Annotated in this window: 7 protein-coding genes; all 7 read left to right on the top strand. The window is 35.0% G+C overall.

The window, feature by feature from the left end:
* Positions 1-26 precede the first annotated feature (26 nt).
* From Y10_RS10075 to Y10_RS10045, 7 genes are read left to right on the top strand one after another with little or no spacing between them, the layout of a single operon-like run.
* A complete protein-coding gene (locus Y10_RS10075; protein WP_281765257.1) occupies positions 27-1,919 on the top strand; it encodes a right-handed parallel beta-helix repeat-containing protein in 1,893 nt (630 codons plus the stop codon).
* Positions 1,903-4,092 (top strand): alpha-L-rhamnosidase-related protein, encoded by a 2,190-nt coding sequence (locus Y10_RS10070; protein ID WP_281765256.1) that lies wholly within the window; start codon positions 1,903-1,905, stop codon positions 4,090-4,092. The genes Y10_RS10075 and Y10_RS10070 overlap by 17 nt, the downstream gene beginning before the upstream one ends.
* Before the next feature lie 4 nt (positions 4,093-4,096).
* Entirely contained in the window at positions 4,097-6,964 is a 2,868-nt protein-coding gene (locus tag Y10_RS10065; protein ID WP_281765255.1) for a glycoside hydrolase family 2 TIM barrel-domain containing protein, read from the top strand.
* Positions 6,965-6,982: 18 nt separating this feature from the next.
* Positions 6,983-8,137: a glycoside hydrolase family protein gene (locus Y10_RS10060; protein ID WP_281765254.1), complete on the top strand. Its 1,155-nt coding sequence runs from the start codon at positions 6,983-6,985 to the stop codon at positions 8,135-8,137.
* A gap of 37 nt (positions 8,138-8,174) precedes the next feature.
* Positions 8,175-11,417 (top strand): glycoside hydrolase family 2 TIM barrel-domain containing protein, encoded by a 3,243-nt coding sequence (locus tag Y10_RS10055; protein WP_281765253.1) that lies wholly within the window; start codon positions 8,175-8,177, stop codon positions 11,415-11,417.
* Positions 11,417-14,815, top strand: coding sequence for a glycosyl hydrolase (locus Y10_RS10050; protein ID WP_281765252.1), 3,399 nt, complete (start codon positions 11,417-11,419; stop codon positions 14,813-14,815). The genes Y10_RS10055 and Y10_RS10050 overlap by 1 nt, the downstream gene beginning before the upstream one ends.
* A 20-nt stretch (positions 14,816-14,835) precedes the next feature.
* Positions 14,836-16,272 (top strand): sialate O-acetylesterase, encoded by a 1,437-nt coding sequence (locus Y10_RS10045; RefSeq protein WP_281765251.1) that lies wholly within the window; start codon positions 14,836-14,838, stop codon positions 16,270-16,272.
* Positions 16,273-16,274 lie beyond the last annotated feature (2 nt).

Below are 16,274 nucleotides of genomic sequence, written 5' to 3'. Positions count from 1 at the left end.
ATGTAACCAGATTTTATAACAATATTATGAAACATCTTTGTATAGGTCTACTTTGGCTATTTTCTACTTTGGCTTTTAGTCAGACAGAAGTATGGGTTTCTGCTAGTGGTAATGACTTTAATAAAGGGACAAAATCTGAGCCATTAAAAAGTATTGATATAGCTATTAGAAAAGTAAGAGATCTCAGAAGGGTTAATGATGCTGCTGTAAATGATGATGCAATTATTTATTTAACCGGAGGAACCTATTTTCTCAATAGTACACTCAAATTGCGTTCTGAAGATGCAGGTACAGAAAATAGTATGACTATAATTAAGGGAGTTGAGGATGAAAAGGTGGTCGTTTCTGGGGGAACTTCAATTACAGGCTGGAAAAAGCTTTCTAAAAATGTAAAAGGATTATCTAAGATAGCATCTAAGAATGTTTGGGTAGCTAATATTCCAATAATAGACGGAACTTATTTAAATTTTCGTCAATTATGGGTTAATAATAAGAAAGCGGTTCGTGCTAGTAATTTAGATGCAGCTAAACTAGATAGAATTTTAGGAGTAGATAAGCAGAACCGAAAGTTAATAGTACCTAATCTAAAGTATAATTTTAGCAATATAGATGATGTAGAGTTTGTAATTCATCAATGGTGGGCAATAGCAAATCTAAAAATGCAATCGATTGTAAAAAATAAAAATGGAATAGAATTGACCTTTAAGGAGCCGGCAAGTCAGGTTGAATTTGAGCATCCTTGGCCTGCTCCTTTTATTGATGAAAAAAAAGAATATAACGGAAATTCTGCTTTTTATTGGGTAGGAGCTATAGAGTTATTAGACCATGCAGGAGAATGGTACGCAGATTTTAGAAATGGGTTAATTTATTATTGGCCTAGAAATGGAGAAGATCTAAAAAAAGATCAAGTTATTGTACCCGTGTTAGAATCTCTAGTAGAGGTTAAGGGAAGTTTAGATGCACCAGTAGCTTACGTAAAGTTTGAAAATATTTCATTTGAACATGCCACTTGGCTACGTCCGTCTAAAGTAGGTCATGTTCCTTTACAAGCAGGGTTTTATATGGAAGAAGCATATAGCTTAAGTGTACCTGGAACCCCTGACAAAGCAGGGTTAGAAAATCAAGCATGGTTGGGGAGACAGGGGGCAGCGTTTAAAATACAAAATGCTCACCATATTTTTGTAACCAATTGTGTGGTAAAGCATGTAGCGGCTACTGGAATAGATATAGATACGGGTGTACAAAATGTAGAAGTAATAGGAAACGTTTTTACAGATGTAGGTGGTACAGCTATACAGGCAGGTTTTTTTGGAAATTCTTCTTTTGAAGCACACCTGCCATACAATCCCACTGATAGTAGAGAAGTAGTTTCAAATATTCGTATAGCTAACAACATTATTCAAGATGCAACTAATGAAGATTGGGGGTGTGTGGGTATTGGTATTGGTTATGCTAAGAATGTTAGTATTTCGCATAACGATATTAGCGAAGTTAATTATTCAGCTATATCCTTAGGCTGGGGATGGACAAAAACGCTTAATTGTATGAAAAACAATATAGTTGAAGGAAACAGAATACATAAGTTCGCCTATCAAATGTATGACGTGGCTGGGATATATACATTATCGGCTCAGCCTGGAACTGTGATTAAGGAGAATGCTATTTATGATTTAATGAAAGCACCGTATGCTCATATGCCACATCACAAACAATACATTTACCTAGATGAAGGCTCTGCTTATATGCGAATTGAAAATAACTGGACAGAAATAGATAAGTTTTTTTGTAATGCCAATGGCCCAGGTAATATGTGGGAAAATAATGGAGTAGAAGTATCTGAGACCATTAAAAATAATGCCGGTTTAGAACCTAAATACCAATACTTGTTTGATAAATTAACAGATGAAAAAACAAAATAAATTATTTTTCTTAATCATTTTTATATGTACTATTTATGTACATGGTTTGTTTGCACAAAATACCAATAACAATGCTACTTGGATATGGTATCCAGGAGATTATGAAATATGGTTAAACAATGAAATGCAGGCCAGAAGAACGGAAAGAGGCGCATTTTTTCCACCTTTATGGAGGTATTATAGTCCGTATTCTTTAGTGACTTTTACGAAAGATTTTAATCTTGCGAAACCTGATGTTGTAAACATAAAAGTAGAAGGGCAAGCAAAAGTTCAGTTAGATGGACAAATGTATTATGGAGCTCTTGAAAACATGGAAATACCATCAGGAAAACATACCATTACTATAAAGGTATACAATCAAAAAGGAGTACCTACATTATTTGTTGAAGGTAATAATTTGGTTAGTGATTCATCTTGGCTAGTTACTTATGAAGATAAGGAATGGATTGATGAATCTGGCTTGGCATCAGGCGTATCTGGAACTGAATGGGAGCAAGTAGGGAGTTGGAATTTTAATTCTGTAACAGCATTACCTTCTGAATATAAGTTAGAAACCACGCCTTGGTACGTTCAGAATCAAGAAACCTATAAGAATGGCTTTGTAGCCGATTTTGGCAAAGAAACTTTTGGTTACATAAAATTACACGGATTAAAAGGTGTAGGTTCTGTTACAGTGTATTATGGTGAATCAATGGAGGAGGCTAAATCAGAACAATTTTGTGAAACATTAGATAGAGTTCAAGTAACTGAAAATACTGATTCTGAGTATGTCATAGAAAGTAGTAAAGCCTTTCGTTACGTAAATGTTCAAACAGAGGGAGAGGTTAAGTTAGATTCGGTTAGTATGCTTTATGAGTATCTTCCTTTAGATTATAAAGGGAGTTTTAAATGTTCTGATGAGCAATTGAATAAGATATGGGATGTTTCTGCATACACTATGCACCTTACTACTAGAGAGTTTTTTATAGACGGAATAAAAAGAGATAGATGGGTGTGGAGTGGTGATGCTTATCAGAGTTATTTGATGAATTATTATCTGTTTTTTGATAATCCTTCAGTTAAAAGAACCATGTATGCTTTAAGAGGTAAAGAACCTGTTAATACGCATATAAACACCATTATGGACTATTCATTATATTGGTTTTTAGGTGTGTATGATTATTATAAATTTTCAGGAGATAAAGAGTTTGTAAAACAAATTTATCCAAGAATGAAAACCTTGATGGATTTCTGTTTGAAACGTAGAAATACCAATGGTATGATGGAAGGTTTAACAGGAGATTGGGTATTTATTGATTGGGCAGATGGTTTAAGCAAGCAAGGAGAAGTTAGTTTTGAGCAATTGTTATTGGCTAGAAGTTTAGAAACTATGGCATTGTGTGCTAAGATTAATGAAGATATTGAGAATGAAAAATTTTATAAAACCGAAGCGGGAACTTTAAAGAAAAAGATTTTTGAACAGTTTTGGTCTAAAGACAAAGGAGCTTTTTTACATAACAGCGTACATGATACTACTGAAGATAAAGTAACCAGGTATACCAACATGTTTGCTATTTTCTTTAATTATTTAAGTGAAGAGAAGAAAGAGGCTGTTAAAACCAATGTATTACTAAACGATAATGTACAGCAGATTACCACACCTTATATGCGCTTTTATGAATTAGAGGCTTTATGCCAGTTAGGAGAACAGAAATATGTGTTAAACGAAATAAGAAATTATTGGGGTGGAATGCTTCAGTTAGGTGCTACTTCTTTTTGGGAAAAATATGATCCTAATGAAAAAGGAGAGAAGCAACTGGCTATGTACGGAAGACCTTATGGTAAAAGTCTTTGTCATGCTTGGGGTGCCAGTCCGGTGTATTTATTTGGTAAGTATTACCTAGGAGTGCAACCCCTTACACCAGGGTACGAAACCTATAAAATAGAGCCCGTATTAGGAGGTTTACAGTGGATGGAGGGTACCGTACCAACTCCTTATGGAAACATTAGTATATATACCACTACAAAAGAAATTAAAGTATCTGCTAAGGGTGGTATTGGTACATTACTATTTAAAAGTGTTAGAAAACCATCTGTTACTAATGGAACTATTGAAAAAATAGGTCATCAGCAATATCAATTAACTATACAACCCAACACAAACTACCGTATTAAATATAAAGCGGTTGAATAAGCATATGAAAAAAAGAAGTAATTATATATTAGGTCTGCTACTTTTAACTTCTGTTTTTGTAAAAGCACAAGAAACAGAAAGAGTCTATTTATCCGGTAAAGGTTATCAAGATACTAAGCAATGGGATTTTAAAGTTTCCGATGGACGAAATAGTGGAGAATGGGGCGTTATTAATGTACCTTCTGTTTGGGAACAGGAAGGCTATGGTACGTATCAGTACGGTATTAGATTCTATGGCAAACCACACCCTGAAGGTATTGCAGATGAAGTAGGAGAATACAAATACGAGTTTGAAGTACCTAAGGCTTGGGAAAACAAAAAAATAAAGATTGTATTTGATGGTTCTATGACCGATACCGAAGTTAGAATTAACGGACGTTCTGCAGGAAATAAACATCAAGGAGCTTTTTACCGATTTAGTTACGATATTACCAACTTGCTAAAATTTGGTAAAAGAAACTTGTTGGAAGTTAAGGTTAGTAAAGAATCGGAAAATGGTAGTGTTAACCTTGCGGAGCGAAGAGCTGATTACTGGAATTTCGGAGGAATATTTCGTCCTGTTTTTTTGGAGGTTTTACCATCAGTGTTTATAGATAGAACTTCCATAGATGCTAATCACTTAGGGGAATTTAATGCCAACATCTTTATTGGTAGTGGGGAAGAAAATTTAATGGTAGAGGCTGTTGTTACAGATTCAAATGCTAAAAAGATACAAACCTTAATAGGTGATTTGCCTGAGGGAAGCGACTTAATTCATGTGTCTGGAAAGTTTACTAACATTCATCAGTGGACAGCGGAAACTCCTAATTTGTATAATGTTGAATTCAAATTATATAAAAAAGTAGATGGTAAGAAAGAGCTATTACATATAGTTAAAGATCGTTTTGGTTTTAGAACCATTGAAATTGTTGAAGGTGATGGTATTTATGTGAACGGACAACGTGTTTTAATGAAGGGAGTGAACAGACACAGTTTTTGGCCAGAGTCTGGCAGAACATTAAACAAGGAGTTGAATTATGCAGATGTGAAATTAATAAAGGAAATGAATATGAATGCCGTTAGGCTTTCGCATTACCCGCCTGATCCTGATTTTTTAAATGCTTGTGATGAATTAGGCTTGTATGTAATGGATGAATTGGGTGGTTGGCATGGGCATTATGATGATGCTATTGGTCGTAAACTGGTAAAAGAAATGGTTACAAGAGACTTGAATCATCCCAGTATAATTTTTTGGTCTAATGGTAACGAAGGTGGTTGGAACACGCATTTAGATAATCAGTTTGTTGTTTGGGATTTACAGAATAGACCCGTGTTACATCCGCAACAAGATTTAAATGGTGTAGAAACAATGCACTATCGTTCCTATGGCGAAACACAAGAATACCAAAGGGGTAAAAACATATTTATGCCAACAGAATTTTTACATGGTTTATACGATGGTGGTCATGGAGCTGGTTTAGATGACTACTGGGAAATCATGCGCAAGCATCCTAGAAGTGGTGGTGGTTATTTATGGGTATTTGCAGATGAAGGTATTGCAAGAACAGACCGTAACGGACAAATAGATAATCAGGGCAATTATGGAGCCGATGGTATTGTGGGGCCTCACCATGAAAAGGAAGGTAGTTTTTTTACCATTAAAGAGGTATGGTCTCCGGTAATGCTTATGAATGACTCCCATCTTTCAAAAGATTTTGACGGTACATTCATTGTAGAAAACAGGTATGATTTCACCAATTTGAAAGATTGTTCTTTTTCATGGGAATTGGCTGAATTTGAAAGTATTCAAGCCAAAGGAAATAAACATAAAACAATTAAAACAGGAACCATTAAAGCTCCTGATGTAAAGCCTCAAGAATCTGGAAAAATGAATGTAAAACTTCCAAACAATTGGCAAGAGTCAGATGTTTTGTACATAACAGCTAAGAATAAGAATGGTAACGAATTATGGAAATGGGAGTATACATGGGACAAAGAAAATCAATACTTGGTACCTGAAAATAAAGGAAGTATTTCTTCAGAAGAAACAGAAGATATTATTAAAATAGCTGCGTTGTCTGCAAATTATGAGTTTTCAAAGAAAACAGGAAAATTGGTCAATGTCTCTACATCGGGTAAAAATATAAGTTTTTCTAATGGACCTAGATTAATTGTAGCCCGCAGAGGAGATAGAACCTTGGATGGTACGGTAAATCCGGATTTTGAAAAAGGAGAGGATCGTATTTATAAAGAAATACAAGTGGTTGATGATGCTGTAGATGTAGCTGAATCAATTAAACAGTTGGATATCAAAAAGGAGGAGGATAAAATTATAATCACTGTATTGTATCACGGAATCTTGCAAAAAGTGGTATGGACAATTTATAACGATGGTTTATTACAATTAGATTACAGCTATGAGTATAATGGAGTAGTTGATTTGGCAGGCATTTGCTTTGATTATCCAGAAGAAAAAGTGAAAGCAAAAGAATGGTTGGGCGATGGTCCGTATAGAGTATGGCAAAACCGCATAAAGGGAAATACCCTTGACGTATGGAAAAATGCGTATAATGACCCTATTCCTGGAGAATCATTTAATTACCCAGAGTTTAAAGGTTATTTTAATAATTGGAGGTGGGCAACTTTCACTACAGAAGAAGGTAAAATATCCATTGCTAATGAAAAGCCTACTACCTATTTAGGGGTATTTACCCCAAGAGATGGTAGAGACGAATTGTTATACCGTTTGCCGCATACTGGCATCTCTATTTTAGATGTAATACCTCCAGTTAGAAATAAAGTAAATGCAACAGATTTGGTGGGGCCTTCTTCTCAACCTAAATGGTTGAACGGAATACAATCTCATACAATCTATCTAAAATTCGATAATTAAAATATAAGTCAGTTTAACATGAAATTTAAGAGTATACACAACGTATATATTTTAGCACTGAGTGTAACAATGCTATTCTCTTGTTCAGGAACTAATGAAAATAAAGAGGTAAAACCTGAAAAACTAAAGAAAAGAGAAATAACAGATGCGGTTATGCAAGAAATTTATGAGGAAATAAGTACACCTTATAAATATGGTTTGGTAATGGTACCAGAAGATAATAGCTATAAAATGGACTGTCCAAGTGTATTTAAAAAAGATGGAAAATGGTACATGACCTATTTAATATATGCTGGTAGAGGATACGAAACTTGGTTAGCAGAAAGTAATGATTTACTACACTGGGAGCATTTAGGAAAGGTAATGTCTTTTTCAAAAGACACAACCGACTGGGATGTGAACCAAAAGGCTGGATATATAGACTTGCAAGACCCTACTTGGGGAGGTAGTTATGAATGGCAAAAATACGATGATAAGTATTGGATGAGTTATTTTGGAGGTAATAGTACAGGGTATGAAGCCGGAGTACTTTCTATAGGAATGGCGTATACAGATAAAGACCCAACCAAACCTCATGAGTTTAAAAGGCTAGAGCAGCCAGTGCTATCTCCAAAAGATGAAGATGTAAAATGGTGGGATAATAGTACCATGTATAAGAATACCGTTATAAGAGATGTAGATAAAGAAACGGGACATGATTTTATAATGTACTACAATGCTCGTGGAGATAGTATTAACCCAGGTAGAGGTGCAGAACGTATTGCAATGGCGGTATCTGACGATATGAAAAATTGGCAACGATATGGTGATGAACCGCTTATAAATCATCACAAAGGTATTTCGGGAGACCCTTATATTCAGAGAATTAATGATACTTGGGTAATGTTTTATTTTGGTGCTTTCTGGAAAGAGGGAGCGTTTAATCGTTTTGCAGTATCTAATGATTTAATTCATTGGAAAGATTGGGAAGGTGAAGATTTAATTAAGTCGTCTGAACCTTATGATGAGGTTTTTGCTCATAAATCTTTTGTAGTGAAAGAAAATGGAGTAGTTTATCATTTTTATTGTGCTGTTAATAAACAATTTCAGCGTGGTATAGCAGTAGCAACATCTAAAGATTTAGGTACAAGTAATTTACAATTTGTTGAAATTGAAGATGGGCAAAAAAAATAACTTTAAAATTTGTTGTTTGTTAATATCCTTGTGTTGTTTGTCTCCTTCTTTAAAGGGGCAAACAGTTACAGGGGAGCCAGCAGGGGTACCTTTAGTACCTGGTAAATATGTATTTGCACCATGGGAAGATCCGCAAACAACGGCTATCAATAGAGAAGCGGCTAGAACTACAGCCTACTCTTATAAAACAATAGAAGATGCTTTAGAAGGAGATAGAAATAAAAGTAGAATTCAATTTTTGAACGGAGAATGGTCTTTTAATTTTGCCTTTAACTCCTCAGATGCTCCTAAAGATTTTTATAAAAGCAAAGTTACCGGATGGGATACCATAGAAGTTCCTTCTAACTGGGAATTAAAAGGCTATGATATTCCTATTTATAAAAGCGCAGTATATCCTTTTAGACCTGTGAATCCACCCTTTGTACCAAAGGATTACAACGGAGTAGGTTCTTACCAAAAAACATTTACAATACCCGATGATTGGCAGGATAAAGTAGTTACTCTTCATTTCGGAGCAGTAAGTTCGGCATTTCAAGTATGGATAAACGGTGCTTTTTTGGGGTATGGAGAAGATTCTTTTCTTCCGTCTGAATTTAATATAACACCTTATCTTCAACAGGGAGAAAATATAGTTTCGGTTCAGGTTCTCCGTTGGAGTGATGGTTCGTATTTAGAAGATCAGGATCATTGGAGAATGAGTGGTATACAAAGGGAGGTATTTATTATGGCTGAACCTAAGCTCCACATTGAAGATTTTTTCTACCAGACAAAATTAGATAAAGAATATAAAGATGCTCTTTTTCAGCTACGTCCTGAGATGGACAACTTAACAGGAGATACCATTGCAGGGTACCATTTAGAAGTGCAGCTTTATGATGCTCATCATAAGCCAGTTTTTGAGAAGGCACTAGACACAGCGGTAATCAATTTAATTAATGAAAGTTATCCACGATTGGACAATGTACGTTTCGGTTTTTTTCAAAAAACAGTTATAAATCCTAAAAAGTGGAGTACTGAAGCCCCCAATTTATATACTTTATTGTTAATCCTAAAAGATTCGGTAGGTACTATAACCGAAGTAAAATCTTGCCAAGTAGGTTTTAGATCAATTGAATTTTCAAAAGAAAACAGCAAACTATTAATCAATGGTAAGGAAACGTATGTGTATGGTGTTAATAGGCACGATCATCATCCCACAAGAGGGAAGGCTCTAACACGAGATGATATAGAGGAAGATATAAAAACGATTAAAAAATTCAACTTCAATTTTATTAGAACAAGTCATTATCCTAACGACCCGTATTTTTATGAATTATGTGATAAGTATGGACTTATGGTGATGGATGAGGCAAATCAGGAAACTCATGGTATTGGAGGAAAGTTAAGTAATGACCCTAGATGGATAAATGCTTATATGGAGCGAGTGACCAGAATGGTAGAACGAGATAAAAATCATCCAAGTATCGTTTTCTGGAGTTTGGGAAATGAAGGGGGGAGTGGCCCAAATCATGCAGCTATGGCAGGTTGGGTTCATGAATTTGATATCACCCGCCCAGTACATTATGAACCTGCTCAGGGCGATCCTAGATTAGAAGGATATTTGGCTCCAACGGATGCAGCTTATCCAAAAGAACATGCCTATCGATTTGAAAACCCAAAAGATGCCCCTTATGTAGATATGGTGAGTCGTTTCTATCCCGGAGTTTTTACTCCTAAATTTTTGGTGGAGAAACATGCTGATACACGTCCAATTATTTTTGTAGAATATTCACATTCTATGGGCAACTCCACAGGTAATTTAAAAGAACTATGGGATGAGTTTAGAACTTTACCCCGAGTTATAGGAGGATGTATTTGGGATTTTAAAGATCAAGGTTTATTAAAAAAAGATACAGTAACTGGTAAAGAGTTTTATGCTTATGGGGGTGATTTTGGTGAAAAATTACATGATGGTAATTTTAATATAAATGGTCTTGTAGCATCAGATGGTAGACCCAAAGCGGCTATGTACGAGAATAAGTGGGTATATCAACCCGTAGTTGCTAAGTTAGAAAATGACAATGCCTTACGCATTACCAATCGTCAATCTATCAAATCTTTATCAGATTATATTCCTGTAATAGAATTAATGAAAAATGGTAAAGTAGCCTTTAAAAAAGAATTAAAACCATTACACGTAGAAGCGGGTAAAGACACTTTGTTGCTATTAAATAAACTAGTACCAAAGTTAAAATCAAACACAGAATACCTTTTAACCATTCGTTTTCTTTTAGCAAAATCGCAAGAATGGGCTCCTGCAGGTTATGAAATAGCACATGACCAATTTGAGTTGCAAACTAAGAATAGTATAGTTCCAGAAGTAGAAAAAGAAAAGAGTGTTGTGGTAGAAGATATGAATGGTACAATAACGTTAAAAGGAAAGTCATTTCATATTCAGTTTAATAGCGATAATGGAGCATTAACATCATATAAAATTAAAGATACAGAGCAGTTATTTGCACCATTGCTACCAAACTTTACCAGACCATTAACTGATAACGATCGTAAAGGGTGGAAACCTCATAAAATTTTAAAATCTTGGTATGAAGCTACTCCTAAGTTATTGGAGTTTGAATATACCAAAGAAGACAACCAAATAACGGTAATTAGTACTTACGAAGTAATAAAAGATAGTGCTACTGTTAGTATTAAATATAGGGTGTTTAATAATGGTTTAGTGCAAGTAAATTATCATTTAAGAGCATCAAACAAGTTACCGAATATACCTAAAGTTGGTATGCAAATGGGAATTGATAACTCCTTTAATGATATCAATTGGTATGGTAAAGGCCCTAATGAAAATTATATAGATCGTAATCATGGATTTTTATCTGGTATTTATTCATTACCCCTAAAAGATTTTACAGAACCTTATGTAATGCCACAAGAAAATGCAAACCGTACAGATGTACGTTGGATGGGGCTTACCAATTCAGGTAAAAATAAAGGATTGTTAGTTGTTTCTGCTAAAGACAAGTTGAGCATGAGTGCTTGGCCATATACACAGCAAAATTTAAATGAAGCTAAACATACCTATGACTTACAGGATGCAGGTTTTATTACAGTAAACATTGATATGATTCAGATGGGCGTAGGTGGCAACGATAGCTGGTCTCATGTAGGGGCACCACTAGATAAATATCAGATTCCGGCAAAAGATTATGAATATAGTTTCTATTTAATGCCATTTGAATACACTAGGAATGGTTTAGATAAAACACTAAAAAGGTTCGGTTATTAATGAAAGCAAAGATTTTAATTATTTTACTTATAACACTTTTCATAGGGGCTTGTTCAGATGAGAGTACACCTACTAAAACCTATTTTGAACCCACAGAAAAAAGTTCACAACCATGGGTATATTGGTATTGGATGCAAAGTGCTTATACTAAAGAAGGCATAACCGCCGATTTAGAAGCCATGAAAGAGGCTGGTATTGGAGGAGCTTATTTAATGTCTATTAAGGGACCAACTGACCCTCCATTGATTCATCCTCCAATTTTACAACTTAGTAAAGAGTGGTGGGATTTGGTAGGTTTCGCTATCCAAGAAGCAGATAGACTAGGACTAGAAATAGCCATGCATGCCGCTGATGGTTTTGCGGTTGCTGGTGGACCTTGGATTAAACCTGAACAATCCATGCAAAAAGTGGTTTGGGCAGATACAATTTTTACCGGTGGGAGCACTATAGAATGTATGTTACCAAAACCCGATACTTATGAAGGATACTATAAAGATATAGCTACCTATGCTATACCACTAAAAACAAAAGAAACATCGTCCAAAGAATTAACACCATTGGTAACTACCTCATTGGTAGGTTTAGATGCTAGTTTTTTGTCAGATATTCATAATGAAGGAAAGATTAAATTATCAGAACCTGGTTATATTCAATATGAATTTAAAGAACCATTTACTTGTAAGTCAGTTGAAATAGAAACAGCAGGTAATAATTACCAAGCTCAAAGGTTAACAATTGAGGTGAGTAATAATGGAACAGATTTTAAAAAGATTCATCAATTTACAGCACCTCGTCATGGTTGGCAAGATACTGATGCTAATCATACGTTTTCAATACCCGTAACAACAGCAAAATATTTTCGTTTTGTGTATAATCCAGAAGGGTCAGAACCCGGTTCAGAGGATTTAGATGCTGCTAAGTGGAAACAATCTTTAAAAATTAAGGGTATTTATGTAAGTAATGTTCCTTTGGTAGATAATTATGAAGGTAAAAATGGTTCAGTATGGAGGGTGAGTCCTGAAACTACAGAAGTTCAAATACCGTTAGAAGATTGTATTGCAAAAAGTGATTTAATCAATATTTCTGAATTTCTAAATTCCGATGGAAAACTTAAGTGGAATGCTCCTGAAGGAAATTGGAAAATTATTCGTTTTGGGCATACCTCAACAGGGCATATGAATGCTACGGGTGGTGCGGGGAAAGGCTTGGAAGTAGATAAGTTTAATAAAGAAGCTATTAAATTTCAATTTGATCACTGGTACGGTAAGTCAGCACAAGTAGCAGGACCTGAATTGACTGGTAAGGTGTTAAGTGTTTTACATTTAGATAGTTGGGAATGTGGTAGCCAAAATTGGTCACCAGTTTTCAGGGAAGAGTTTAAAAAAAGAAGGGGCTACGATTTATTAGAATATTTACCAGTGATGGCAGGTATACCTGTAGATAATATTACGGTTACAGAACAAATTTTACACGACGTACGTAAAACAATATCTGAATTAATAACAGATAATTTTTATGGTACGCTAAGAGAAGAAGCTGATAAATTAGGAGTAACTTTTAGTTCGGAAAATGTGGCGCCAACCATGGTTAGTGATGCTTTATTACATTTTAAAACTGTTGATTTACCAGGAGGAGAGTTTTGGTTGCGAAGTCCAACGCATGATAAACCGAATGATATGTTAGATGCCATTTCTGGAGGACATATTTATGGAAAACCTATTATTCAAGCTGAGGCATTTACTCAATTACGAATGGATTGGGATGAGCATCCTGGCAATATAAAAACATTGGCAGACCGAAACTATGCCTTAGGCATTAACCGTTTCTTTTATCATGTGTTTGTACATAACCCATGGATAGATCGTAAACCAGGAATGACACTGGATGGTGTTGGTTTATATTTTCAACGAGATCAAACCTGGTGGAAACAAGGGAAAGAGTGGATTAACTACTGTAAACGAGTTCAATATCAATTACAAAAAGGAATTCCGGTAGTGGATATTGCTGTATTTACAGGGGAGGAACTTCCGTCAAGATCGGTATTACCAGATCGTTTAGTGCCTTTTATACCTAATATGTTTGGTAAAGAAAAACTGAAAGTAGAGAAAGAGCGCGTTAAAAATGAAGGATTACCAACAGCCAAAATGCCTGCTGAGGTTACCTATTCTAAAAATGTAACAGACCTCTCTGAATGGGTGAATCCACTAAATGGTTACAAGTATGATTCTTTTAATCCTGATGCACTTATTAACAATGCTCATGTAGTAGATGGTAAGGTTTATTTTGAAGGAGATATAGCTTATAGCGTCTTAATTTTTCCTGATTTTAGAAAAATGTCGCCTAACAATATGATGTCCATTCAGGTGGCCGAAAAAATTCTAAAGCTGGTTACTGAAGGTGCAACTATAATGGTTGGACAAAAACCTGATAGAATACCAGGACTAAATGAAGATAAGGAACAATGGTCTCAAATTATCAATAAGATTTGGGAAGGAAAACAAGCACATAAAAACTCATGGAAAATAGGCGAAGGTTTGGTTTTAGAGTTGCCATATATGAAACAAGATCTTACAGAAATAGACATATTGCCTGATGTTCTATTTCCTGATTTAGAGAGAAATGAGGTTTCACAGTTCGCTTGGAATCATAAGGAAACAAAAACAGAAGAGATTTACTTTATATCTAATCAGAAGGAGGAAGAGAAAGAAACTAGAATGTCTTTTAGAGTTGCAGGGAAAAAACCATATATATATGATCCTGTTTCAGGAGAATCTAGGGAGGTTAGCTCTTGGATAATAGATAAAAATAGAACAATTATACCTTTAACATTTGATAAAAACCAATCTGTCTTTATCATTTTCAAAGAAGAAACTGATTTGAAAAGCTATGATAAAGGAAATAAGAAGGCGGATTTTACTCAAGTAGAAGTATTAGATGAACATTGGGAAATACACTTTAATGCTGATTTCCATGGACCAAAGAATCCAATACAAATTAATAATTTGTTTGATTGGAGTACGTCTTCTAATGATAGTATTAAATATTATTCTGGTACGGCTATCTATACCAAAACATTTCTCTTAAATGGGGAAACCAGTAATGTATGGCTTAATCTTGGGGATATTGCCAATATAGCAACTGTAAAGGTAAACGGAATAGATTGTGGAACGCTATGGACGTTTCCTTATAGGATAGATATTTCAAAAGCTATACAAAAAGGAGAAAATACTTTAGAAATTGAGGTAACTAATACTTGGGCAAACCGATTGATAGGAGATGAGTTATTACCTAAAGAGCAAAGACTTACTTGGACAACAGCTCCATTCAGGTTACAAAATCGTCTGCTGTTAAAAGCAGGATTATTAGGTCCAATAATTTTAGAAAAACAGAAAGATTAACAAACTAAAAGCTAGTTAGGATGAAACTAAAAAACTTAATATGTTTAATATACATAGGGATTTTAATGTCCTCATTTTCGGTTTTCGGACAGCTTAAAATGCCGGCATTATTTTCAGATAATATGATATTGCAGCAAGAGATGGAAACACCTGTTTGGGGTTGGGCATCTAAAAATACAGAGGTAACAATGCAAACCTCGTGGGATAATAAAACGTATGCTGTACGTACAGACAAAACTGGTAAATGGATGCTTAAAATAAGTACACCTTCCTATGGAGGTCCTTATGAAATAGAAGTTTCTTCAAAAAATGAGCAAGTAAAAATAAAAAATGTAATGATTGGTGAAGTATGGTTATGTTCGGGGCAGTCTAATATGGAAATGCCTTTAAAAGGATTTCCTGGACAACCTGTCTTAGGAGGTAATGAAGAAATAGTACATTCTACCAATAAAAATATTAGATTGATAACCATCCCTAGAGACTCAAAAGTAGTTGATAACCAAGATTTTCAGGGTGAGTGGAAAGAGGCTTCACCTGCTGCTACAGCTAATTTTAGTGCAACCGCTTGGTATTTTGGTTCATTGGTACAAGAAGTAATAAATCAACCTGTAGGTTTAATTCATGTTTCTTATGGAGGTTCTAATGTAGAAGCCTGGATGAGTGCAGAGATGCTCAAAGATTTTGATAGTATTTCAATACCTAAAACTGAAAAGGATATAGGTGATCCTAATCGTACTGCTACGGCATTGTTTAATGGAATGCTTTCACCTGCTATTGGTTACGGTATTAAAGGTGCTATTTGGTATCAAGGAGAATCAAATTACGATAGACCTTTTCAATACAAATTTCTTTTTGAGAAAATGGTTAGGGAGTGGAGAAAATTATGGGGGCAAGGTGAATTTCCGTTTTATTTTACTCAAATAGCTCCGTTTGATTATAGTGTTTTTAAAACTGGAGAGAAACCTATTGATAAATACAATTCAGCCTATATAAGAGAATCACAGCTGAAAGCTTCAAAAGAAATAACAAACAGTGGTATGGCGGTTTTGATGGATGTGGGAGAAAAAGATAATATTCATCCACAGGATAAAGAAAAGGGAGGACAACGTTTGGCATTTTTGGCATTAGCCAAAACCTATGGAATAAATGGTTTTGAATATCAGAGTCCTGAATTCAAGGGTATGGAAACAAAAGGAAGCACGTTGATAATTTCGTTTGATAATGTACCAAATGGTATTACTTCTTACGGGAAAGAAGTGAGTGGTTTTGAAATAGCAGGGGCAGATAAAGTTTTTTATCCAGCTACAGTAGTTTTACGCCGTAAATCAGTGATGATATCTTCTCCGCAAGTACAAAATCCAGTAGCCGTACGATATTTGTTTACAGACTTTGCGAGAGCACAAATATTTAGTACGGGAGGACTCCCATTATCATCTTTTAGAACTGATAATTGGTAACA

This window comes from Neptunitalea lumnitzerae (assembly GCF_027924185.1).
Taxonomy (GTDB): Bacteria; Bacteroidota; Bacteroidia; order Flavobacteriales; family Flavobacteriaceae; genus Neptunitalea; species Neptunitalea lumnitzerae.
Note: the sequence above shows the minus strand (reverse complement) of the source record. Positions and strands in the feature narration are given on the sequence as shown.